The organism is Gilliamella sp. B14448G11 (genome assembly GCF_016101765.1).
Classification (GTDB): Bacteria; Pseudomonadota; Gammaproteobacteria; order Enterobacterales; family Orbaceae; genus Gilliamella; species Gilliamella apicola_N.
Genome location: NZ_JACFPX010000003.1, coordinates 26,566 through 49,445 on the forward strand (window position 1 = coordinate 26,566; position 22,880 = coordinate 49,445).

The 22,880-nt window shown below is 34.8% G+C and carries 18 protein-coding genes; 11 read left to right on the top strand and 7 right to left on the bottom strand.

What is annotated here, in order from left to right:
* Position 1: 1 nt before the first annotated feature.
* The 4 genes from lspA to folE all read right to left on the bottom strand — a co-directional run bounded on the left by lspA (position 2) and on the right by folE (position 5,325).
* Positions 2–475, bottom strand: a complete 474-nt coding sequence (gene lspA / locus H3S88_RS02705; protein WP_198227692.1) for a signal peptidase II — start codon at positions 473–475, stop codon at positions 2–4.
* Positions 476–582: 107 nt separating this feature from the next.
* Positions 583–3,390: an isoleucine--tRNA ligase gene (ileS, locus tag H3S88_RS02710; RefSeq protein WP_198227690.1), complete on the bottom strand. Its 2,808-nt coding sequence runs from the start codon at positions 3,388–3,390 to the stop codon at positions 583–585.
* A 37-nt stretch (positions 3,391–3,427) separates the two neighbouring features.
* Complete coding sequence (ribF, locus tag H3S88_RS02715) at positions 3,428–4,366, bottom strand: bifunctional riboflavin kinase/FAD synthetase (protein ID WP_198227688.1); 939 nt, start codon at positions 4,364–4,366, stop codon at positions 3,428–3,430.
* Between the two features lie 299 nt (positions 4,367–4,665).
* Positions 4,666–5,325, bottom strand: coding sequence for a GTP cyclohydrolase I FolE (gene folE, locus H3S88_RS02720; RefSeq protein ID WP_086326009.1), 660 nt, complete (start codon positions 5,323–5,325; stop codon positions 4,666–4,668).
* 201 nt (positions 5,326–5,526) lie between these two features.
* Between folE and polA the strand changes: the two genes are divergently transcribed.
* The 6 genes from polA (at position 5,527) to asnB (ending at position 14,231) form a co-directional block, all read left to right on the top strand.
* Positions 5,527–8,301 (top strand): DNA polymerase I, encoded by a 2,775-nt coding sequence (gene polA, locus H3S88_RS02725; protein ID WP_198227686.1) that lies wholly within the window; start codon positions 5,527–5,529, stop codon positions 8,299–8,301.
* Positions 8,302–8,559: 258 nt separating this feature from the next.
* Complete coding sequence (gltX, locus tag H3S88_RS02730) at positions 8,560–9,990, top strand: glutamate--tRNA ligase (protein ID WP_198227684.1); 1,431 nt, start codon at positions 8,560–8,562, stop codon at positions 9,988–9,990.
* 57 nt (positions 9,991–10,047) lie between these two features.
* Positions 10,048–11,661: a YdbH domain-containing protein gene (locus H3S88_RS02735; RefSeq protein ID WP_198227682.1), complete on the top strand. Its 1,614-nt coding sequence runs from the start codon at positions 10,048–10,050 to the stop codon at positions 11,659–11,661.
* Between the two features lie 11 nt (positions 11,662–11,672).
* Positions 11,673–11,858 (top strand): YnbE family lipoprotein, encoded by a 186-nt coding sequence (locus H3S88_RS02740; RefSeq protein WP_065738189.1) that lies wholly within the window; start codon positions 11,673–11,675, stop codon positions 11,856–11,858.
* Positions 11,859–11,992: 134 nt separating this feature from the next.
* Entirely contained in the window at positions 11,993–12,337 is a 345-nt protein-coding gene (locus tag H3S88_RS02745; RefSeq protein WP_086307948.1) for a YdbL family protein, read from the top strand.
* Between the two features lie 220 nt (positions 12,338–12,557).
* On the top strand, positions 12,558–14,231 hold the full coding sequence (asnB, locus tag H3S88_RS02750; RefSeq protein ID WP_025314311.1) for an asparagine synthase B: 1,674 nt from the start codon (positions 12,558–12,560) through the stop codon (positions 14,229–14,231).
* A 98-nt stretch (positions 14,232–14,329) separates the two neighbouring features.
* Here asnB and satP read toward each other — a convergent pair whose 3' ends face one another.
* Complete coding sequence (gene satP, locus H3S88_RS02755; RefSeq protein ID WP_086326013.1) at positions 14,330–14,908, bottom strand: acetate uptake transporter; 579 nt, start codon at positions 14,906–14,908, stop codon at positions 14,330–14,332.
* Positions 14,909–15,141: 233 nt separating this feature from the next.
* Between satP and dnaK the strand changes: the two genes are divergently transcribed.
* The 4 genes from dnaK to H3S88_RS02775 all read left to right on the top strand — a co-directional run bounded on the left by dnaK (position 15,142) and on the right by H3S88_RS02775 (position 19,643).
* Positions 15,142–17,061, top strand: a complete 1,920-nt coding sequence (gene dnaK, locus H3S88_RS02760) for a molecular chaperone DnaK (RefSeq protein WP_198227680.1) — start codon at positions 15,142–15,144, stop codon at positions 17,059–17,061.
* A 128-nt stretch (positions 17,062–17,189) separates the two neighbouring features.
* Positions 17,190–18,320, top strand: a complete 1,131-nt coding sequence (dnaJ, locus tag H3S88_RS02765) for a molecular chaperone DnaJ (RefSeq protein WP_198227678.1) — start codon at positions 17,190–17,192, stop codon at positions 18,318–18,320.
* A 187-nt stretch (positions 18,321–18,507) separates the two neighbouring features.
* Positions 18,508–19,002, top strand: a complete 495-nt coding sequence (locus H3S88_RS02770; RefSeq protein ID WP_198227676.1) for a MarR family winged helix-turn-helix transcriptional regulator — start codon at positions 18,508–18,510, stop codon at positions 19,000–19,002.
* Positions 19,002–19,643, top strand: coding sequence for a peroxiredoxin-like family protein (locus H3S88_RS02775; RefSeq protein WP_198227674.1), 642 nt, complete (start codon positions 19,002–19,004; stop codon positions 19,641–19,643). The genes H3S88_RS02770 and H3S88_RS02775 overlap by 1 nt, the downstream gene beginning before the upstream one ends.
* Before the next feature lie 226 nt (positions 19,644–19,869).
* On the opposite strand, the gene grcA is transcribed toward H3S88_RS02775, so the two are convergent.
* Complete coding sequence (gene grcA / locus H3S88_RS02780) at positions 19,870–20,253, bottom strand: autonomous glycyl radical cofactor GrcA (protein WP_025314317.1); 384 nt, start codon at positions 20,251–20,253, stop codon at positions 19,870–19,872.
* A 251-nt stretch (positions 20,254–20,504) separates the two neighbouring features.
* Positions 20,505–21,068, bottom strand: a complete 564-nt coding sequence (locus H3S88_RS02785; protein WP_198227672.1) for a DJ-1/PfpI family protein — start codon at positions 21,066–21,068, stop codon at positions 20,505–20,507.
* A 254-nt stretch (positions 21,069–21,322) separates the two neighbouring features.
* Between H3S88_RS02785 and H3S88_RS02790 the strand changes: the two genes are divergently transcribed.
* Positions 21,323–22,843, top strand: coding sequence for an MFS transporter (locus H3S88_RS02790; protein WP_198227670.1), 1,521 nt, complete (start codon positions 21,323–21,325; stop codon positions 22,841–22,843).
* Positions 22,844–22,880: the final 37 nt, after the last annotated feature.

The window sequence follows — 22,880 nt, forward strand, 5'->3', positions numbered from 1 at the left end:
ATTACTCAGCAGTCTGTTTAGGTTTTTTATAGTTACAAAAAATAAATAATCCAATGCCTATACAGATAGCGCAATCTGCAATATTAAAAGTTGGATAGTGCCAACTACCAAAATTAACATCTAAAAAATCAACCACAAAACCATGGTAAAGGCGATCGAATAAATTACCTAATGCTCCACCTAAAATTAGTGATAATGAGAAATTTTCTAATTTTTTTTGGCGTGAATTACGATAGAGCATATGCATAATGACAACGCTGATAATCAAGGCAATAGCAACTAGCATTTCACGTTGTCCCTCGAAAAAACTAAACGCTGCGCCGATATTACGTACATAAGTAATAGAGAAGAACGGTAAAAGATTTACTGATTCAAACAGAGAAAATTTATCAATAATAAAAAACTTACTTGCGATATCAATTACAAAAATCACAATTGTAACGAGTAACCAGTAAAGTCCATTATCTTTTTTCATATAGTATGCTCATTATTATATTTCCGCCGACAGGTGTCGGCGGTAAAAATATTGAATTGCTATAGATTTTATTCTATAGCGGTTTTTTTATGTCAAATTATGAGTGACTAGGCGAAATGTCTAACTTCACCCTTACCATTAATATTTTCTTCACAGCGTTTACATAAATGCGTGGTTGGATCGTTATCGATAGTATAGTGCCAGCAACGAGGACATTTATCGCCTTGTGCTTTAGCTAGTTCAATTTTTAATCCATCAATATCACTTTGTACTGCATCTGCTGGTGCCGCTTGTAATGGCTTAACACTCGCTTGTGAGGTGAGTAATACAAAGCGTAATTCGTTTTCTAGTTTAGCTAAAGTTGCCATGATATCTTCATTAGCATAAAGGGTTACTGCAGCTTCAAGAGCCCCACCTATCACTTTATCATTACGACCTTGCTCAAGCACTTTATTTACTTCACTACGAATCGCTAAAATTTGTGCCCAATATTCACTATTTAATGTTTCACTTTCTGATAATGTAAATAGTTTTGTATACCACTCATCTTCAAAAACAAATTCCTGTTTTTCTGCTGCTGGTATATATTGCCAAATTTCATCTGCAGTGAAAGATAGAATTGGGGCAATCCAACGTACCATCGCTTGTGCAATATGATATAGCGCAGTTTGACAACTATGACGAGCAACACTATCACTTTTAGCCGTATATTGACGATCTTTGATGATATCTAAATAGAAAGAGCCCATTTCGATTGAGCAAAATTGCATAATACGTTGTACCACTTTGTGGAAATCATAGTTTTCATAGGCCTGAATAATTTGCTCTTGGGCTTCTTTAGCCATACTCACTGCCCAACGATCAAGTACAACCATATCTTCAGGTTTTATCATATCTTTGACTGGATCGTAACCATTTAAGTTTGCCAGTAAGAAACGTGCAGTATTACGGATACGACGATAGCTGTCCGCAGCGCGCTTGATGATTTCATCTGAATAGCTCATTTCGCCTGAATAATCGGTAGAGGCGATCCATAAACGTAAAATATCGGCACCTAATTTATTCATAACTTCTTGAGGAGTCACAATGTTACCGAGTGATTTAGACATCTTACGACCTTGTCCATCAACCACAAAACCGTGAGTTAAAACTTGTTTGTAAGGTGCTTTATTATCAATAGCTGTTGATAACATTAATGATGACATAAACCAACCACGATGCTGATCGGATCCCTCTAAATACATATCGGCTTCGTGTCCTGCAAATTCAGGACGAACACCAACCACTGAATAGAAAGTTGATCCTGAATCAAACCATACATCTAATGTGTCGGGTACTTTACGGTAATCATCGGCATCAGGGCCAAGTAGATCTTTAATATCGGCATCCCACCAAGCTTGAATCCCATTTTGTTCAACTAATTTAGCTACTTTTTCAACAAGTTCTAAAGTATCTGGATGCAGTTCTTCCGTCTCTTTATGTACAAATAGCGTCATTGGTACGCCCCATGTACGTTGGCGAGAAATACACCAGTCAGGGCGATTTGCTACCATAGTCTCAATACGTGCTTGTCCCCAATCAGGGATCCAACGGACTTGTTTAATCTCTTTTAATGATTGAGCGCGTAAACCTTGTTTATCCATGCTGATAAACCATTGTGGTGTTGCACGGTAGATAACAGGGGTTTTATGTCGCCAACAGCATGGGTAGCTATGTTCAATATTTTCAAAGTGTAGTAACGCATTGCGTTCTTTTAATAGTTCAACTACTACTTTATTGGCTTTAAAAACAAATAAACCATCTAAACCAGCGCCAGTTCCCGGTAAGTAACAACCATTTCCTCCAACAGGATTAGCGACTTCAAGACCATATTTTTGACCGACAATAAAGTCTTCAGCACCGTGTCCAGGTGCGGTATGTACAGCACCAGTACCTGCATCAACCGTAACATGTTCACCAAGAACAATTGGTTCATCAAAATCAAGGAAAGGGTGTTTGAAACGTAGTAATTCAAGATTCTTACCATGGCAAGAACCTAAAATTGTCCAATCAGTGATATCGGCGCGTTTCATTACTGATTCAACTAATTCTGCTGCCAAAATTAAGCATTCTTTATCGTTGATCTGTACTAGTTGATATTCTACCGTTTCATTAAGTGCGATTCCTCGGCTAGCAGGAAGAGTCCAAGGTGTTGTTGTCCAGATAACGGCATTAATCGTTAAATCAGTATTAATACCAAATTTATTCGCTACCGCTTGATTGTCGGTTGCTTTAAATTTTACATCAATTGCAGGTGATGATTTATCGTAATATTCTACTTCAGCTTCCGCTAATGCAGACATACAGTCAGTACACCAATAAACAGGTTTAGCGCCTTTTACTAAATGCCCATTTTTTATTACTTTACCTAATGCACGAATAATATTCGCTTCAGTATCGTAATTCATTGTGCGATAAGGATTTTGCCAGTCACCTAATACGCCCATTCGGATAAAGTCGGCTTTTTGTAGTTCAACTTGTGAAGCGGCATAATCACGACAAATTTGACGAAATTCAGCAGGTGTTACTTTTACGCCTGGTTTCCCGACTTGTTCTTCAACCTTTTGCTCAATGGGTAAACCATGACAATCCCATCCTGGAATATACGGGGAGTCATAACCACTTAACCCTTTTGATTTGATGATAATGTCTTTAATAATTTTATTGACAGCATGACCAATATGAAGTTTACCGTTTGCATAAGGAGGGCCATCATGCAAAATAAAGGCTTTTTTACCTTTTTTTACTTGGCGGATTTTACGATAAAGCTCTTTATCATACCAATTTTGCAACATCGCAGGTTCACGTTTAGCAAGATCACCTCGCATTGGAAACCCAGTTTCCGGTAAATTCAATGTATTTTTATAATCTGTCATGCTGATTTATTCCAGTTAATTTTGTTGATACTACTTTTTAATTGGTTAATTTTGCACTGATCTCTTTCGCAGTGCAAATATCTTGTGTTATTTGTTCTTTTAAGTCTGACAATGAATCAAATTTTTTCTCATCACGTAATTTATAAACAAAGGTAACGTCTAAATATTGTCCATAAATATCACCTGAAAAGTCAAACAGATTCACCTCTAATATTGCTTTTTTGCCTTGAATTGTGGGTCTTATTCCTATGTTGGCAATACCCTGATAATCTTGATTACTACAGCAGTTTTTGACTTTAACCAGATAAACACCTTGTAGCGCTGGTTTTTTGCGATGTAGATGAATATTGGCTGTGGGAAACCCTAACTGTCTAGCTAAAGCATTGCCATGTATTACACGCCCTTCAATAGTATAATCACGCCCTAAAAGGGAATGTGCTAATTTAAAGTCGCTATTTAATAACGCTTCTCGCACCGCAGTGCTACTGATTCTTAAGTTATTCCAAACCAATGTTGGCATACTTTGAACGACAAAGTGATGGTTGTGAGCATAATTTTGTAAAAGATGAATATCGCCTTTGCGCTCATGACCAAATCGAAAATCATCACCAATAGCAATATATTTAGCTTTTAATTTGTTAATTAACCAATCTTGAATAAAAGTATTGGCTGACATATTGGCAAAGGTTTGGGTGAATGGAACCGCAATAATATAGTCGATACCGAGCTTTTCAATTAACATCACTTTTTCTTTAAATGAAGTTAATCTTGCTGGGGCTTGTTGCTTGCAAAAAAACTCTAATGGTTGAGGTTCAAATAACATAACCACTGTGGGTAAATTTAATTTTTTACCTTGTTCTATTAAATGATTAATTAATTTTTGGTGTCCTAAATGCACACCATCAAAATTGCCCAATGTTAGTACACATTGAGTAAATTCATTGTTTAAATTGCCAATACCGCGGATTATCTTCATTAAAGCGTGTTAATTAATTGTTATGTTTTAACTAAAATAGTTGCCAATTATACCAATCTTTCTTGAAGATGCACGCAATAACAACTGTGCTTTTTATGGTTATATATGGAATATTATGCTTATTGAATAAATAAGACTTGATTGTGATATCAAGTCTTAACGCATATTTTGGGTTTGCGTAAATTAATATTGATTATTAGATAAAATTTCACAACAAAATAGCTCATTAGCTTGTTATTTATACTTTTATTACTTTACTGATAAATAACTCATCGTATTGGTATATATCTATAATTTTATTAATAGTGTTTTAATGCCCTTAAAAATTCTTGCCGAGTGCTTGGATTGGTTTTAAATCCTCCACCTAAGGCGGTTGTTGTCGTTAGACTGTTCGAATCTTTAATTCCGCGAGCTTTTACGCAATAGTGTGTGGCATCAATTGAAACGGCAACATTAACCGTTCCTAACAGAGTTTGCAGTGCAACCAAAATTTGTTGGGTTAATCTTTCTTGTACTTGTGGACGTTGTGAAAAAAACTCAACAATCCGATTAATTTTCGATAGGCCGATCACTTTATCTTTTGGGATATAAGAAACCGTAGCTTTACCATCGATAGTGACAAAATGGTGTTCACACACACTCGTTAAAGTAATATCCCGAACGGTTATCATTTCATCAACCTGCATTTTATTTTCAATTAGGGTGATTTTGGGAAAGTTATGATAGTTAAGTCCAGAAAAGATTTCGTCAACATACATCTTTGCAACGCGGTGCGGAGTTTCAGCGAGGCTATCATCACTCAAATCAAGTTCCATAAGCTTCATAATTTCTCGAAAGTGTGCTTCAATTTTAGCTTTCCGTTCACTATTATCCATATCTAAACGACTTGATGGGGTTTCAAGATTTTTAGCGGCGAGAGCTTCTTTGACTTTTTGCGCAGCAAGACTTAATTCTGTCATCTATTACATACTCAGGCGAAAACAAAAGCAGCATTATATAACACTTATTAAACAATATACAGTTGTTTACTGGTTTTTTATACTGAAACGTATAGTTAACCTGAAACTTTTTTACATTATATTATGGTTATAAATAAGAATATTAAGGCTAATTAGGTTATACTATCAGCCATTGACTTGAATAACATTTGGGTAATAGAAATGCCAAATAACACACCAATTATTTTAATTGATGGATCTTCATATCTTTACCGTGCTTTTTTTGCATGCCCTCCATTAACTAATGCCAAAGGTGAGCCAACTGGTGCTATTTTTGGTGTGATTAATATGATTCGCAGTTTGATTAATCAATATAACCCTACCCATATTGCGGTGGTCTTTGATGCGAAAGGGGGCTCATTTCGTAATGAGATCTATAGCGAATATAAAGCTACGCGTGAAGCGATGCCTGAAAATCTTCGTCCCCAAATTGAACCGATTCATACTATTTTGAAAGCGATGGGGTTACCATTACTATGTATTGAAGGTGTTGAGGCTGATGACGTTATTGGTACCTTAGCCAGACAAGCTGAACGTGAAAATCTGGACGTGCTAATTAGTACTGGCGATAAAGATATGGCGCAGTTGGTGAGTGATAAAATCACTCTAATTAATACAATGAATAATGCTGTGCTTGATCCAAAAGGTGTGATGGATAAATTTGGTGTTCCGCCCGAAAAAATTATTGATTATTTAGCGTTAAGAGGTGATTCCTCCGATAATATACCGGGTGTGCCGGGTGTGGGTGAAAAAACGGCACAAAGCTTATTGACTGAATTTACCAGTGTTAAAGATATTTATGCACGCTTAGATGATATTGAAAAATTATCGATCCGTGGTGCAAAATCCTTAAAACAAAAATTAATTGATAATCAAAATCAAGCTGAACTTTCCTATTTGCTTGCTACCATCAAAACCGATGTAAAATTAGATTTTACTAATGAGCAACTGCTCATTACTGATATTGACGTCAATAAATTGGTTGAATTGTTTGCTTATTATGGTTTTCATCGTTGGCAAAAAGAGTTAATTGCAGGTACGTTCCTAAAACAGCAAAAAAATGGCATCGTAGGTGAAAGTTTATCGTTATTGGCAGATCAACAACATTCAGTTACTGCACAAAAGAAAGAGACCGATTATCAGTGTATATTAACGCATGAACAGCTTGATGACTGGGTTATCAAGTTAACCAATAGCAAGCAATTTGCTTTTGATACTGAAACCGATAATGTTGATCATGTACATGCTAAATTAGTGGGTATATCGCTGAGTGTTGAACCTTATCAAGCCGCCTACATTCCACTGGCTCATCAGTATTTAGGGGTACCAGAGCAATTACCTTTAACCGAGGTATTAGCCAAATTAAAACCTGTACTTGAAAACCCAGAGATTAAAAAAATTGCGCAAAATGCTAAATTTGATTACAGCATATTAGCTAATTATGGCATTAAGGTGAGTGGTATTGCCTTTGATACCATGCTTGAATCTTATGTATTAAATAGTACTGAACGTCATGATATGGATAGTATGGCAAATCGTTATCTCAATCATAAAACCATCACTTATGATGAGCTCACTAAAGTAGATAAAAAGAAAGTTACCATTGATGCTATTGAAGTAGAAAAAACCACTCAATATGCGGCTGAAGATGCCGATATTACATTGCAACTGCATGAAAAATTGTGGCCAGAACTTGAAAAAGACCAAAAATTAACAAAGCTATTTACTGATATTGAGATGCCACTGGCTATTGTATTAGCTGAAATGGAAAGAACCGGTGTATTAGTTGATGCTAAACAATTAAATGACTATTCTAATGAGTTAGCTAAACAGTTAATTGAAATTGAAGCGCAACTGCAATCACTCGCTGGCGAAAAATTTAATCCAGCCTCACCAAAACAGATTCAAGCGATTTTATTTGATAAGCATAATTTACCTGTTTTAAAAAAGACACCAAAAGGTGATCCATCAACCAGTGAAGAAGTATTAAGTGAACTGGCTAACGAATACGAATTACCGAGAATGATTTTGTTCTATCGTGGATTAGCTAAATTGAAAAATACTTACACCGATAAATTGCCATTGATGATTAGTCCAATCGATCAGCGTATTCATACTAACTATAATCAAATCGGTACTATTACGGGACGATTATCATCTAACGATCCGAACTTACAAAATATTCCGGTACGTAATGAAGAAGGACGCCGTATTCGCCAAGCATTTATTGCGCCGAAAGGTTGTAAAATCATTTCTGCTGACTATTCACAAATTGAGTTACGTATTATGGCGCATTTGTCGCAAGATGAAAGTTTACTTAATGCTTTTGCTCATGATAAAGATATTCACCGAGTAACCGCTGGTGAAATATTAGGTAAAGCTGAATCGGAAGTTACCAATGAAGAGCGAAGACGCGCTAAAGCGGTTAATTTTGGTTTAATTTATGGTATGAGTGCTTTTGGGTTATCTAAACAGATTAATATCCCTCGTAAAGAAGCGCAGTTTTACATCGATCGTTATTTTGAACGCTATCCTGGTGTTCAACAATATATGGAACAAACTCGCCAACTTGCTGCTGAGCAAGGTTATGTTGAAACCTTGTCTGGTCGTCGTTTGTATCTACCTAAAATTAGATCAACTAACGGTATTGAAAAGCGTGGGGCAGAACGAGCAGCAATTAATGCACCAATGCAAGGTACCGCGGCCGATATTATCAAAACCGCCATGATAAAAATGAGTGAGTGGATAAAAAATCAATCCGAAGATAATATTAAAATGGTGATGCAAGTACACGATGAATTAGTATTTGAAGTAAAAGATGCGTTTGTTGAGCAATATTGTACAGAAATTAAAAAGATTATGGAAAATTGTTATCAGTTATCTGTACCTTTAAAAGTCGATGTCGGTATCGGCAATAACTGGGATGAAGCGCATTAATTATTCAAAATACAAAGGTTAAGTATCAATGTTTTATACTCAAACGTATGCTTAACCTCAAACTTTTTTACAAGTTAGTTATTAATTTTCTAACATTAACATGACTATTGCCGAAACCTTTTAGCATGTTAGAATAAGCAACTAAAATGAATGTATATCAAAAAGTTATTCTATTAATTGATATTGTCAAAATAAAAAGAGCGCAAATGATAACCTTATAGTATCGGCGCTCATTTCTGTTATTATTAGGATTATTTCATGAAAATTAAAACCCGTTTTGCACCTAGCCCAACAGGCTATTTACATGTAGGTGGTGCACGTACAGCGCTTTACTCTTGGCTCTATACTCGTCATGCAAAAGGTGCGTTTGTATTACGCATTGAAGATACAGATCTCGAGCGTTCAACACCAGAAGCGATTGAAGCGATTATGGAAGGTATGAATTGGTTAAAATTGTCATGGGATGAAGGCCCTTACTATCAAACTAAACGTTTTGATCGCTACAATCAAGTTATTGATGAAATGTTAGCTAAAGGTACCGCTTATCGTTGTTACTGTTCGAAAGAACGTCTTGAAAAATTACGTGAAGATCAAATGGCGAAAGGTGAAAAAGCTCGCTATGACGGTCATTGTCGTTGTGATGAAGTACAAAAACAGCACTCACATACTGAACCGCATGTTGTCCGTTTTGCTAATCCAGTAGATGGCGTAGTTGTTTTTAATGATTTGATCCGTGGTCCAATTGAAATTGCTAATAAAGAGCTTGATGATCTAATTATTCGTCGTACTGATGGTTCTCCAACTTATAACTTTTGTGTTGTTGTTGATGACTGGGATATGGAAATCACCCATGTTATTCGTGGTGAAGATCATATCAATAATACGCCTCGCCAAATTAATATTTTAAAAGCATTGGGAGCGCCACTGCCTGAATATGGGCACGTATCAATGATTTTAGGTGATGATGGACAAAAATTGTCTAAACGTCATGGTGCAGTAAGCGTGATGCAATACCGTGATGATGGTTATTTGCCAGAGGCATTACTGAACTATTTAGTTCGTCTTGGTTGGTCTCATGGTGATCAAGAGATATTTTCAGTGCCAGAAATGATTGATTTCTTCTCACTAGATGCAGTGAGTAAGTCTGCAAGTGCATTTAATACTGAAAAATTACTTTGGTTAAATCACCATTATATTAATCATTTAGATGCTGATTATGTTGCTCAGCATTTAGTTTGGCATATGAATCAACATGGCTATGATTTATCACAAGGCCCAGATCTGATTACAATTATTAAGTTATTTGGTGAACGTTGCAAAACACTAAAAGAGATGGCTCAATCATGTGCTTATTGTTATCAAGATTTTTCTGATTTTGATGCTGATGCTGCAAAAAAACATCTACGCCCAGTTGCCAAAGAGCCACTAGAAAACATCCGAGCAAAAATTGAAGCTATTGCTGATTTTGATTGGGAAATTCATAAAATCCATGAGGTTATTGAAGCAACGGCTGCTGAGCTTGAAATAGGCATGGGTAAAATAGGTATGCCTCTTCGTGTTGCAGTAACAGGTATTGGTCAATCCCCATCTGTTGATGCAACGGTATTTGCTGTTGGTAAAAAACGCACGCTAGCAAGAATCGATAAAGCACTAGCATATATTAAACAGCGAGAGCAAACACCCGCATAATCATCCTATTATTGCCGGATGATTCCGGCAATAATTTTAGCTAAGTCGAGAACGAATATGGCTCGTTTAAAAAAACGCTATTGGATTTCACTCAGTATTTTAGTATTTATCATGGTACTTGGTCTATTTGGTTGGCGTTATTGGCAAGAATTTAAACAAGAGTATGGATTCTCAATAAACTGGCAGGGTGCCCATATTAACCTATCCGGTCTTTCATTTGATCAATTAACGGTTAATAAAGAGGCGCAATTTACGGTTACGGCTAAAGATGTATTGATTTCCTGGTCAAAACTATCAGCGCAAAATCTTAATATTAATTGGCAATCAAGTGACCATAAGAACGTCACTGATAATACCAAAAATATCATTGAAACGGCATCTGAAAAGCAAAATCAATCGGGGTTTGATTATTCATCCATACCAACCATTGTTTACTGGCTACCATCGACGATCGATATTGACTCATTGCGATTTTATGAACAAAATCGTGAACTGTTTGATGTGAAAGTTAAAGCAACGAAACAGCAACAAGCTATTCATTTGGATGTATCGGCAAATAACCAATATGTTGCGAATCTTTCGGCCACATTATTATTTAATCAAAATGATTTGCGTATTGATATCCAAAATGGTGTTTTAACCACTACTTTAAATCAGTTTGGTATAGAAAACGGGAAAATATTATTGCCATTCACGGGTTGGATCACCAATAATCGATTTAAATTAACTAATTCTGGCAATGCTTCAGTAACTATAGAGAAAGCGAATTTATCTGACGATTCTATATTTAGCCAATTAAATGGAGCGTTAACCTTTAAAGTACAATCTCCCATTCCGGTTGAACCTAAACAAATATTAGCTACAGCTAAATTAACTCTTAATAAATTCAACGGTATTTACAAAAACAGTGAAATAAAATCTGCTACGGGTAATATCAATGTTGATATCAAAAATAAGCAATTTACTGTTTCATTGCCAACACTCAATATACAAGAGATAAATATGGGGATCACTTTGCAACAGGTAAAATTGTCTGGTAGTTATACCGCATCGTTTAATAGACCAAGCAAAGGTACGATTATTTGGAAAAAGGCACAAGCGACTATTTTTTCAGGCTCTATCTTTCTTGAAGCCGGTAAATTGAATTTAGCTAAATTACCCCAACAATTTAATTTAAGGTTAAAGCAGATACAATTAAAAGATATTTTCGCCGCATATCCTGCTGAAGGGCTGGCTGGTGAGGGTGCTATTGATGGATTATTACCTATTACATTATTATCTGTGAATAAAAAAGAAGGTGTGACTTTTAAGCCCATAATTAAAAAAGGACAGCTAACCACAACCAATCAAGGCTATTTACAGTTTGAAAACTCAGCTCTAAAAAATTATGCTAAAAGTAACCCTAATATGAAAATACTCACAGATATTATTAAAAATTTTCATTATACTAAACTAGATGGAACGGTTGATTATGCTGATGATGTTGCTAAATTAGGGCTTCATATCCAAGGACATAATTTGGATGTTGAAGATGGCAAAGCCGTCAATTTAAATGTAACATTAGAAGAAAATATCGCCAAGCTGCTCATGAGTTTACAATTATCAGATCAAATTAGTGAACCAATTCGTAAACGTATTGAAGCACATTTAAAAAAGGAATCTGCAAAATAAGAGGTCATTTTATGATACGACGAGTTATTGCAATAATGATATTAGGTAGTGCGTTAATGGGATGTTCGCCAACGGTCAAAGTGCAAACGCCAAGCGAACCTATTAATATTAATTTAAATGTAAAAATCGATCATGAGATTAATATTAAAGTCGATAAGGCATTAGACAATATTATCAATAAATCTGGACTATATTAAAAAGTAAAATTTTATTAATGAGTGATTTATGGTAGGAAAATGGCAAAGATGGTTGATAATACAAATTATTATGCATGAAAAATCTTTTGCTACTTTTAAATTTAATGATAAAAAGTATGATTAAGGAGTGTGCTATGAGTATCTATAAAAAAGTGACAATAGCTTTATTTACTGCTGTTTTATCTTTTTCTGTATCAGCACTGACTTTAGAACAAGCTATCGATTCACTAAGCCAAGCTAAAGCGCAAGGATTAGTAGGAGAACAAGCAGATGGCTACTTAGGTGTAGTAAAAAATGAAGGCAATGCCAGTGAGATTGCAAATTTAATTAATCAAGCTCGCAAAGCACAGTACCAAAAAGTTTCTGCTGAAAGTAAAGTTCCATTAAATGAAGTGGAAAATCGAGCTGGTAGTAAAGCACAAGACAAAACGCCAGCAGGTCAATATATAAAGCAACAAGGTCAATGGCAAAAAAAATAATTGTGATCTTTTTGCAATGATAGGAAAAGTATAACGATATTGTACTTTAATTGTGTATCAATAATGTGTATGCTGTTTATTTAGAATTTTGCTCACATTCATTAATTTGAAAAGAGCATAATTACCAATAACAACAAAATGATATGAATATTTTCATACAGATAGTTAGTTTTTTACTTGTAAATTGTATCGCCTAGGCGATTTTAAATGGAGAAAATCAATGTGTTCGATTTTAGGTATTCTTGATATTAAATCAGATCCAGAACAACTACGAACAAAAGCATTAGAGCTATCAAGTCTACAACGTCACCGTGGTCCTGATTGGTCTGGTATTTTTGCTTCTGATAAAGCTATTTTAGCTCATGAACGTTTATCAATTGTAGATGTTAATACAGGATCTCAGCCACTTTATAATAAAGATAAAACTTTAGTTTTAGCAGTCAATGGCGAAATTTATAATCATCAAGAACTCCGAAATCAGTACAAAGATCGTTATGAATTTCAAACAGGCTCTGACTGTGAAGTAATCTTAGCTCTTTATCAAGAAAAAGGTATCCATTGTCTTGATGAATTACAAGGTATGTTTGCTTTTATCCTTTATGACATCAATAAAGGTACTTATTTCATTGGTCGTGATCACATAGGTATTATCCCTATGTATATGGGATATGATGAAAATGGTACGTTTTATGTTGCTTCAGAAATGAAAGCACTAGTACCCGTTTGTAAAACCATTGAAGCTTTCCCTCCTGGAAGTTATTTATCTAGTACTGAAGGTGAAATTAAAACTTATTACCAACGTGACTGGATGGACTACGAGAATGTAAAAGATAACAAGACCGATATTAATGCGTTACGTATTGCTTTAGAAGAGTCTGTTAAAAGCCATCTTATGTCTGATGTGCCTTATGGTGTGTTATTATCTGGCGGTCTTGACTCTTCAGTTATCTCTGCCATTACCAAAAAATTCTCAGCGCGCCGTGTTGAAGATCATGAAAAATCAGAAGCTTGGTGGCCGCAGCTACACTCATTTGCGGTAGGTTTAAAAGGTGCGCCAGATTTGAAAGCTGCGCAGGCTGTTGCTGACCATTTAGGTACAGTTCATCACGAAATTAACTTTACTATTCAAGAAGGTATTGATGCGATTCGTGATGTCATTTATTACATCGAAACTTATGATGTAACCACCATTCGTGCTTCAACGCCAATGTATTTAATGGCGCGTAAGATCAAAGCAATGGGTATAAAAATGGTTCTATCTGGTGAAGGTGCGGATGAAGTATTTGGTGGTTATTTGTATTTCCATAAAGCGCCAAATGCAAAAGAGTTCCATGAAGAAACCGTACGTAAATTAGCTGCATTGCATATGTACGACTGTGCGCGAGCAAATAAAGCTATGGCTGCTTGGGGTGTTGAGGCTCGAGTACCATTCTTAGATAAAAAATTCTTAGATGTGGCGATGCGCATTAATCCAAAAGATAAAATGTGTGGCAGCAACGGTAAAATGGAAAAACACATTGTTCGTGAAGCATTTGAATCTTATTTACCTGCATCGGTAGTTTGGCGTCAAAAAGAACAATTCTCTGACGGCGTTGGTTATAGCTGGATTGATACATTAAAAGAGATTGCTGAAAGCAAGATTACTGATCAGCAGTTAGAAAATGCAAAATTCCGCTTCCCTTACAATACGCCTGCATCGAAAGAAGCATACATGTATCGTGAAATTTTTGATGAATTATTCCCAGTTGAAAGTGCTGCCCATTGTGTACCAGGCGGTCCAACGGTTGCGTGTTCAACGGCTAAAGCAATTGAATGGGATGAATCATTTAAAAACTTAAACGATCCATCAGGCCGAGCGGCAGTTGGTGTGCATAATGATGCTTATAAAAAATAATCGACTTTAATCGCTCTTATTGGACATAAAAAAACGGGGATATTTCCCCGTTTTCATTGCTCACTTAAAAAAGTCAATTATATGACTGCTTAATTTTCTTAATGCGCTGCGCCTTTAGGTGCACCAATAGGCAAAATAGTACGACCAAATTGTTCGTTAATCACTTCTGCCATTGCCAAATAAATTGCACTTGCACCACAAATAATGCCTTCAAATCCAGCAATATGAATAATGCCATGATCACCTGAAATATTACCAATTGCCAATAGAGCAAATAACAGTGTTAGGCTAGCAAAAACAAATTGTAATACTCGATTGCCTTTCAAGGTACCAATAAACATAAAACCAGTAAAAATTCCCCATAAAGCAAGGAAGATACCCACAAAGGTTGCATCAGATGGTGCAGTTGCTGGTGAAGTTGGTAAATACCAAATACCAACTAATGCGATCCAAAAGAAACCATAAGAGGTAAATGCTGTTGTTCCAAACGTATTGCCTTTGCGGAATTCTAAAATACCAGCAATAACTTGTGCAAGACCACCATAAAAAATACCCATTGAGACAATTACAGTCATAACAGGAAAGAATCCTGCATTATGAATATTTAATAAAATTGTTGTCATACCAAATCCCATTAAACCTAAAGGGCCAGGATTTGCAAGTTTTGTTTGTTCCATAAAGATCCTATAAATTAAGTTCTACAATAAAAAAAGAGCGGCAATGATAAGTGCAGAGAACCCAGCAATCAAGATATATTAAAAAATTTTTATATTGCCCCTTGATATTAACAATATTGTTCCCATCTATGTGGAAACAAAAAATATTACTTTGTATAAATTTAAAGCTTGAAAATTAAAATTTAAGACTTATATACAAGAAATAAAATACAGGTTTTGAGGAGACAAAGATTATGGGTAAAATTATTGGTATCGATTTAGGTACAACAAATTCATGTGTTGCAGTGATGGACAATGGGCAAGCAAAAGTATTAGAAAATGCAGAAGGTGATCGCACAACCCCTTCCATTATTGCTTATACACAAGATGGTGAAATTTTAGTTGGTCAACCAGCAAAACGCCAAGCAGTAACAAATCCACAAAATACATTATTTGCTATTAAACGTTTAATTGGTCGTCGTTTTGAAGATGCTGAAGTACAACGTGATGTGGGTATTATGCCATACAAAATTGTAAAAGCTGACAACGGCGATGCGTGGGTTGATGTTAAAGGACAAAAAATTGCTCCACCACAAATCTCTGCTGAAGTATTAAAGAAAATGAAAAAAACAGCAGAAGATTATCTTGGTGAACCCGTTACTGAAGCCGTTATCACTGTTCCAGCTTATTTTAATGATGCTCAACGTCAAGCAACAAAAGATGCTGGTCGTATTGCTGGTTTAGATGTTAAACGTATCATCAACGAACCAACAGCAGCAGCGCTTGCTTATGGTTTAGATAAAGATGTGGGTAACCGCACTATCGCCGTATATGACCTTGGTGGTGGTACATTCGATATTTCAATTATCGAAATTGATGATGTTGATGGTGAAAAAACATTTGAAGTATTAGCTACAAATGGTGATACTCACTTAGGTGGTGAAGACTTTGACTCTCGTTTAATTAACTATTTAGTTGATGAATTTAAACGCGAACAAGGTTTCGATCTTAAAAACGATCCACTTGCAATGCAACGTTTAAAAGAAGCTGCTGAAAAAGCGAAAATTGAATTATCATCAGCACAACAAACTGATATCAACTTACCATATATCACTGCTGATGCAACCGGACCAAAACATTTAAATATCAAAGTAACACGTGCAAAACTTGAATCTTTAGTAGAAGATTTAGTTAAACGTTCAATGGAACCAGTTAAAACTGCTTTACAAGATGCTGGTCTTTCTGTATCTGATATTAAAGATGTAATTTTAGTCGGTGGTCAAACTCGTATGCCAATGGTGCAAAAAGCGGTTGCTGACTTCTTTGGTAAAGAGCCACGTAAAGATGTAAATCCTGATGAAGCAGTAGCAGTTGGTGCTGCAGTACAAGGTGGTGTGCTTGGTGGTGATGTTAAAGATGTATTATTGCTTGACGTAACACCATTATCACTTGGTATTGAAACTATGGGTGGTGTAATGACTACCTTAATTGAGAAAAACACAACTATCCCAACTAAACATAGTCAAGTGTTCTCAACAGCTGAAGATAACCAATCAGCAGTAACTATCCATGTGTTACAAGGTGAACGTAAACGTGCTAGTGATAATAAATCTTTAGGTCAATTTAACCTTGATGGTATTCAAGCTGCACCTCGTGGTATGCCACAAATTGAAGTAACTTTTGATATCGACGCTGACGGTATTTTACATGTCTCAGCGAAAGACAAAAATACAGGTCGTGAACAAAACATTACTATTAAGGCTTCTTCTGGTTTAAGTGAAGAAGAGATCCAAAAAATGGTAAATGATGCTGAAGCAAATGCCGATGCTGACCGTAAGTTTGAAGAGTTAGCTCAAGTGCGTAACCAAGCGGATCATCTTGTTCACTCAACTCGTAAAAAAGTGACAGAAGCTGGTGATCAACTATCAGCAGATGATAAAAAAGCGATTGAAGATGCCGTAAGCGCTTTAGAAATTGCTGCTCGCGGTGAAGATAAAGCTGAAATTGAAGAAAAAATCAATGCGTTGATGGAAGCATCTAAAAAATTACTTGAATTAGAACAACAACAAGCTCAAGCAGGTCAATCTGCAAACCAAGCTAACAGCGGTTCTGCGGCGCAAGATGATGATGTTGTTGATGCTGATTTTAAAGAAGTTGATGACGAGAAAAAATAATAAGCATTGATAAAGATGTTTTTTAATGAGTTATTTCAACGAGTTTTAAACATGTAACACATTAAACGGGCGCGAGGTAACTCAAGCCCGTTTAGTTGTTTATGTTATGATAAAAATAAAGGTTAATTATGGCGAAGAAAGACTATTATGAAATATTAGGCGTAAGCAAAACAGCCACAGAAAGTGAAATAAAAAAAGCCTATAAACGCCTTGCCATGAAATATCATCCTGATAAAAATCAGGATAATAAAGCTGAAGCTGAAGCAAAATTTAAAGAAGTCAAAGAAGCATATGAGATTTTGACCGATGCCCAAAAGAAAGCTGCTTATGATCAATATGGCCATGCAGCATTTGAACAAGGTGGCGGCGCTGGAGCAGGTGGTTTTGGCGGTTTCGGTGGTTTTGGTGGGGGTGCATTTGATGATCTATTCAGTGACTTCTTCGGTGGAGGGCGTGGACGTGGTCAAACGGCATCACGAGGCGCTGATCTGCAATATAATATTACGCTAACGCTAGAAGAAGCGGCTAACGGTGTCAGCAAAGAAATTAAAGTACCAACTTGGGTCACATGTGATACTTGTCATGGACAAGGTACTGAAAAATCATCGGATGTCGTTACTTGTGATACCTGTCATGGTTCTGGTGTTGTACAAATGCGCCAAGGATTTTTTGCTGTACAACAAGAATGTCCAACCTGTCATGGTCGTGGTAAAGTTGTTAAAAATCCATGTAAGAAGTGTCATGGTGAAGGTCGTGTACAAAAAAATAAAACACTATCAGTAACTATTCCAGCGGGTGTTGATACTGGAAACCGAATTCGACTTGCTGGTGAAGGTGAAGCTGGTTTAAATGGTGCTCCAGCAGGTGATTTATATGTTCAAGTACAGATCAAACAGCATGCGATTTTTGAACGTGATGGCACTAATTTACATTGCGAAATACCGATTAACATTGTTTTAGCATCACTGGGTGGTGAAGTTGAGGTTCCAACCCTTAACGGAAAAGTAAGTTTAACCATTCCAGCCGAAACGCAAACAGGCAGAATGTTCCGATTACGTGGTAAAGGTATTAAATCATTGCGTGGTAGTTCGGTTGGTGATCTTTACTGTCATGTCGTAGTTGAAACACCAGTTAATTTAACCACTAAACAAAAAGAGCTACTGAAAGAGTTAGGTGAAAGTTTTAAAGCGGATAAAAGCTCTAAACATAGTCCGAAAGAAAAAAGCTTTTTTGATAAAGTGAAAAAGTTTTTCGGTTAATATTAATCAATAATAATGCAATCGAGCCATTAAGGCTCGATTTTGTTATTGTCTTATTCATATTGTAATTTTTATCTTCTTTCCTTTCCTGCATATCCAATATTTAAAACAAATGTTTGACATTAAACCATACTTTATTTAGCATATAAAAATAGTAAGGTCACTAACTAATTTGTGAAATTTATATATGCAACTAGAAAATCGATATTTATCTTTTTGTAATATTTTGAAAAAAGAAAATACTATTAATTTAGAAAAAATTCGAACATGCTTTACTTTGTTATCAGTGTCTAATTTGATTGATATTGAATGTTCTAAGCGTCTGCAACAATTTGACCTCTCAGAGAGTCGGTTAATTATTTTAGTTTTATTACAAGAATATCAAGAATTATCTTTACAAGAAATAGCTAAAAAACTAGGAATAACTAAAGCTTCTACAACCACTCTTATTAGTTCATTAGTTAATAAGCAGTTAATATCCAAAAAAAACGATAAAAAAGATAAAAGGATTACTTTGGTTTCTTTAACTTCTGCAGGTACTGTCTTATTAACAGAAACATTGAAACAGCACAGTTTATGGATAGAAAAAATAACGAATAATTTATCTGATAATGATGTTGCTATATTTAAAAAAGTATTGAGTCAAATTTATGAAAATGTATTAACAAAGGATCTTACTTAATGAAAACAATTGAAGAGTTAGAATTATTAAAACAAGGTATGATTGAACAATTACCTCAAGATATGTTAAATATCATGGAAAGTTCATTATCAGATATGTTAAGTAAAAAATTAGATAGTCATGCTTTGCAATATGGAGATATTGCACCAAATTTTTCATTACTATCAACAGAGAATCAGCCGATTAATTTATATAAATTACTTGAAAATAAACCAGTCGTAATTAGTTTTTTCCGTGGTAGTTGGTGCCCATTTTGTGTCAAAGAATTAGAACATTTCGAAAATAATTTAAAATTGATCCAACAAGAAAAAAATATGCATTTTATTGCCATTTCACCACAAAATTCTGAAATTAGTGCACAATTAAAAAAAGAAAAATCGCTATCAATTAATATATTATCTGATGTTGAAAATCAGGTAGCTAATAAATTTGGTTTAGTTTTTACATTACCAGAAAATGTTAGAGAACTATACAAGTGTTTGGGGGCTTATTTACCTGATTTTAATGGTGATGATAGTTATAAATTACCTATACCTGCAACTTACTTAATTGGTCAGGATAAAAAAATTCATTTTGCTTATGTAAATGTTAATTATATGGAGCGAGCTGACATATCAGCATTAATTAATTCATTAGATTAAAATATAATTTATTGTGATGATTTTTTAACAATTTTGATTTTTGGCGTTTAACCTTATCAATTTGCTTTGATCAGATAGTGGGGATTTTTTATTTTTGACTTAACACTAGGATTATTAAGTTATTTAATAATTGTATAAGTAAATGATCATTTCAACAAAAAAAAGGATAATTTTCATTATCCTTTTTATGTTAATTATTATTAGGCACAAATAATATTAATACTAATTACATTTTTGTAGTAAAAGTACGTGCAATAACATCACGCTGTTGTTCTGCTGTTAAAGAATTAAAACGTACAGCATAGCCAGAAACACGAATAGTTAATTGTGGATATTTTTCTGGATGTTTTACTGCATCTTCCAAGGTTTCACGACGAAGAACGTTAACATTTAAATGTTGACCACCTTCAACTTTGATTGTTGGTGCTACATCTAAAGGTACTTCACGATATTCAAATTGACCTAATTCAGCAGTTGGAATAATTTGATCTTCTTTATAAACAGATTTAGCAGCTACACAACGAGCTTCTTTTGTTGAATCATCTAATAACCAAAAAGAGTTAAGTAGTGCAGCATTGTCAGCTTTAGTAATTTGGATACCTGTAATCATTTTTAAATCCTCCTAACGGGCCTTATTGCCCTTATTAATTATAGGTTAATATAGCACTTTCAAAATTTGATTAAAGTCAAAAAGAACTATCAATTCAATAAGTAATACCTTTGTTTAGCTTTTTCACTGTAATTGCAATGCTTACAAGCAACTGTTTAAATCTTTTAAAATTTATTGTGTAATTTAGATGGATCTTTTTTGAGGAAATTTAAAAGATACAGCAACAATTAAAACTCCAAAAATTAATATGATCAATAAGAGATATAAATATGTTCAGCTTGAAATTTAACCTCTTTTTTATCTATATTAAGCAATTCTCCAAGTGTAAAAGCAAATTTAAATGCCATACCAAGACCTTTACCACTAAAAAGATTTTTATCTAAAACGATATCTTGATCAACGAAAACACCGTCATGAGCATTTTTATACAAATCACCGGAGCATACGTACTTTCTGCCTTTGAGTAAATTGTTTTTATTTAATACTTTTACGGCAGCAGAGCAGATTGGACAGATCCATTTACCAGCAGCATCGTGTGATTGAATAAATTGAATTACGTCGGGATTCTTACCTAAATTGATCGTTCCGTCAGGCCCACCTGGCAAAATGATAGCATCATAAAGAGTTGATTGTTTTTCCATAAGTAACGCATGTGCTTTCATTTCAATATTATGATAACTCGTGACTATAATCTGATTTTGGCATGCTAATAAATGAACTTCAATTTTGAGACGACAAAGCGCGTTATAAATAATGATTGCTTCAGCTTCCTCAAAACCCTCTGCTAATAGAATAGCAACTTTTGGAACAGTCATATAAATACCCACAACTTAATTAAAATAAATTTTAAATTATTGTTTCATAAATTTTTTTTAAAAATAAAAAGATTTTGAAGAAAATAAGATATTTGTGATAAAAATCACGCCGACTTTTAAATTTTTGCCACTTTTATAAAAAGTTGGCATTCACGTTAAAGTTTAAGGAATTCTCTCACCATAGACTACAACTAGGATCAATCTAGAAGTGATACTTCTTTTTTGGGATAAGTTGGAAAATGTGTGGGGTAAATATGAAAAATAGAGTAATAGGATTAAAAAATTACTTAGCTTATGGTGGCGGTGATTTTTTAGGTGCAGGAACGACTGCATTAACTGCGGTATGGTTATTATATTTTTATACCAATTTCTGTGATTTAACCCCTATTGAAGCAACATTTATTTTTGCTGCAGCTAGAGTACTTGATGCCGTAATTAGTCCATTAATGGGATATTTAACGGATAATTTTGGTCGAACTCGCTTAGGTCAGCGTTTTGGTCGACGTAAATTTTTTATACTACTCGGTATCCCTCTCATTTTTAGTTATAGCGTAATGTGGGCTCCAGGTATGAGCTATATCTATTACTTATTAACTTATCTCTTCTTTGATATGGTTTACACCATGGTTCTTGTTCCTTACGAAACGCTTGTTCCAGAAATGACCGATGATTTTAAGCAAAAGACAAAATTTTCTGGTGCGCGTATATCTATGGCGCAATTGTCTGCAATTTTGGCGGGTTTTTTACCGGGCGTATTACTTACTTATTTTGGGAAAGATAATGCTATATCGTTTTTTTACGCCAGTTTAGTATTTTCCATTTTATGCTCTTTTGCTCTTTGTATGGTGTACTTATTTACTTGGGAAAGACCAAAAGAACTTAAATCTAAAGAAGCTTTACAAGCTGAACAAGAAGCCGCTTCATTATCATTCAAAGAAAGTATTCGTCATTTAATTATTGAACTCCTATCTACATTTAAAATCAAAATTTTCAGACAGCATTTAGGTATGTATTTAGGGGGATATATTGCACAAGATGTTTTTAATGCAGTATTTACTTACTATGTGATTTTTGTGTTATTACAAGAACCAACAGTTGCATCTATGCTAGTTGGTACTATGTCCATAACACAGTTTGTTGCGGTATTAGGAATGATGCCGTTATGTATTAAATATGGACCAGCACCTGCATATCGCGGTGTTATCACCATTTTTGGTATTAGTTGCTTAGCTTATGGTGTGATTTGGTATTACAACTTAAGTAATATTCATACACTATTAGTTACTGTATCTGCGATAGCTGGATTGGGACGCGGAGGTATCAACTATGTCCCTTGGAATATCTATACTTATATATCTGATGTGGATGAAATTATTACTGGTAAACGTCGCGAAGGAATTTTTGCCGGTGTAATGACTTTTACACGGAAAGCTTCTCAAGCAGGAGCGGTAATGTTAATTGGTATTTGTTTACAATACTCAGGGTTTGTTAAAGGGCAAAATGAGCAACCACCAGCGGTATCACAAACTATTTTAATCTTATTAGTCGTTGGAACTATCTTTGTTTTAACTTTGGGTTTTTTGATTTCATTAAAATTTAAACTTAATTTGAAAACTCACAAAATATTAATTGATGAAATTAATAATATAAAAGGAATTGGAACAAATTCAGAAAAAAGAATTAGTGATAAAGGTAAACCTATTGTTGAAATGTTGACTGGAATGCCAGTTGCCAAACTTTGGGGCAATAATAATATTGGTTATAAAGCTAAATAAATGAGTGTTAGTTGTTTTTATATAAATTTAATCAAAG

Bases quoted from the DNA above. Each gene is read 5' to 3' on its own strand.
- lspA (WP_198227692.1), bottom strand. From the start codon at position 475: ATGAAAAAAGATAATGGACTTTACTGGTTACTCGTTACAATTGTGATT.
- ileS (WP_198227690.1), bottom strand. From the start codon at position 3,390: ATGACAGATTATAAAAATACATTGAATTTACCGGAAACTGGGTTTCCA.
- ribF (WP_198227688.1), bottom strand. From the start codon at position 4,366: ATGAAGATAATCCGCGGTATTGGCAATTTAAACAATGAATTTACTCAA.
- folE (WP_086326009.1), bottom strand. From the start codon at position 5,325: ATGACAGAATTAAGTCTTGCTGCGCAAAAAGTCAAAGAAGCTCTCGCC.
- polA (WP_198227686.1), top strand. From the start codon at position 5,527: ATGCCAAATAACACACCAATTATTTTAATTGATGGATCTTCATATCTT.
- gltX (WP_198227684.1), top strand. From the start codon at position 8,560: ATGAAAATTAAAACCCGTTTTGCACCTAGCCCAACAGGCTATTTACAT.
- H3S88_RS02735 (WP_198227682.1), top strand. From the start codon at position 10,048: ATGGCTCGTTTAAAAAAACGCTATTGGATTTCACTCAGTATTTTAGTA.
- H3S88_RS02740 (WP_065738189.1), top strand. From the start codon at position 11,673: ATGATACGACGAGTTATTGCAATAATGATATTAGGTAGTGCGTTAATG.
- H3S88_RS02745 (WP_086307948.1), top strand. From the start codon at position 11,993: ATGAGTATCTATAAAAAAGTGACAATAGCTTTATTTACTGCTGTTTTA.
- asnB (WP_025314311.1), top strand. From the start codon at position 12,558: ATGTGTTCGATTTTAGGTATTCTTGATATTAAATCAGATCCAGAACAA.
- satP (WP_086326013.1), bottom strand. From the start codon at position 14,908: ATGGAACAAACAAAACTTGCAAATCCTGGCCCTTTAGGTTTAATGGGA.
- dnaK (WP_198227680.1), top strand. From the start codon at position 15,142: ATGGGTAAAATTATTGGTATCGATTTAGGTACAACAAATTCATGTGTT.
- dnaJ (WP_198227678.1), top strand. From the start codon at position 17,190: ATGGCGAAGAAAGACTATTATGAAATATTAGGCGTAAGCAAAACAGCC.
- H3S88_RS02770 (WP_198227676.1), top strand. From the start codon at position 18,508: ATGCAACTAGAAAATCGATATTTATCTTTTTGTAATATTTTGAAAAAA.
- H3S88_RS02775 (WP_198227674.1), top strand. From the start codon at position 19,002: ATGAAAACAATTGAAGAGTTAGAATTATTAAAACAAGGTATGATTGAA.
- grcA (WP_025314317.1), bottom strand. From the start codon at position 20,253: ATGATTACAGGTATCCAAATTACTAAAGCTGACAATGCTGCACTACTT.
- H3S88_RS02785 (WP_198227672.1), bottom strand. From the start codon at position 21,068: ATGACTGTTCCAAAAGTTGCTATTCTATTAGCAGAGGGTTTTGAGGAA.
- H3S88_RS02790 (WP_198227670.1), top strand. From the start codon at position 21,323: ATGAAAAATAGAGTAATAGGATTAAAAAATTACTTAGCTTATGGTGGC.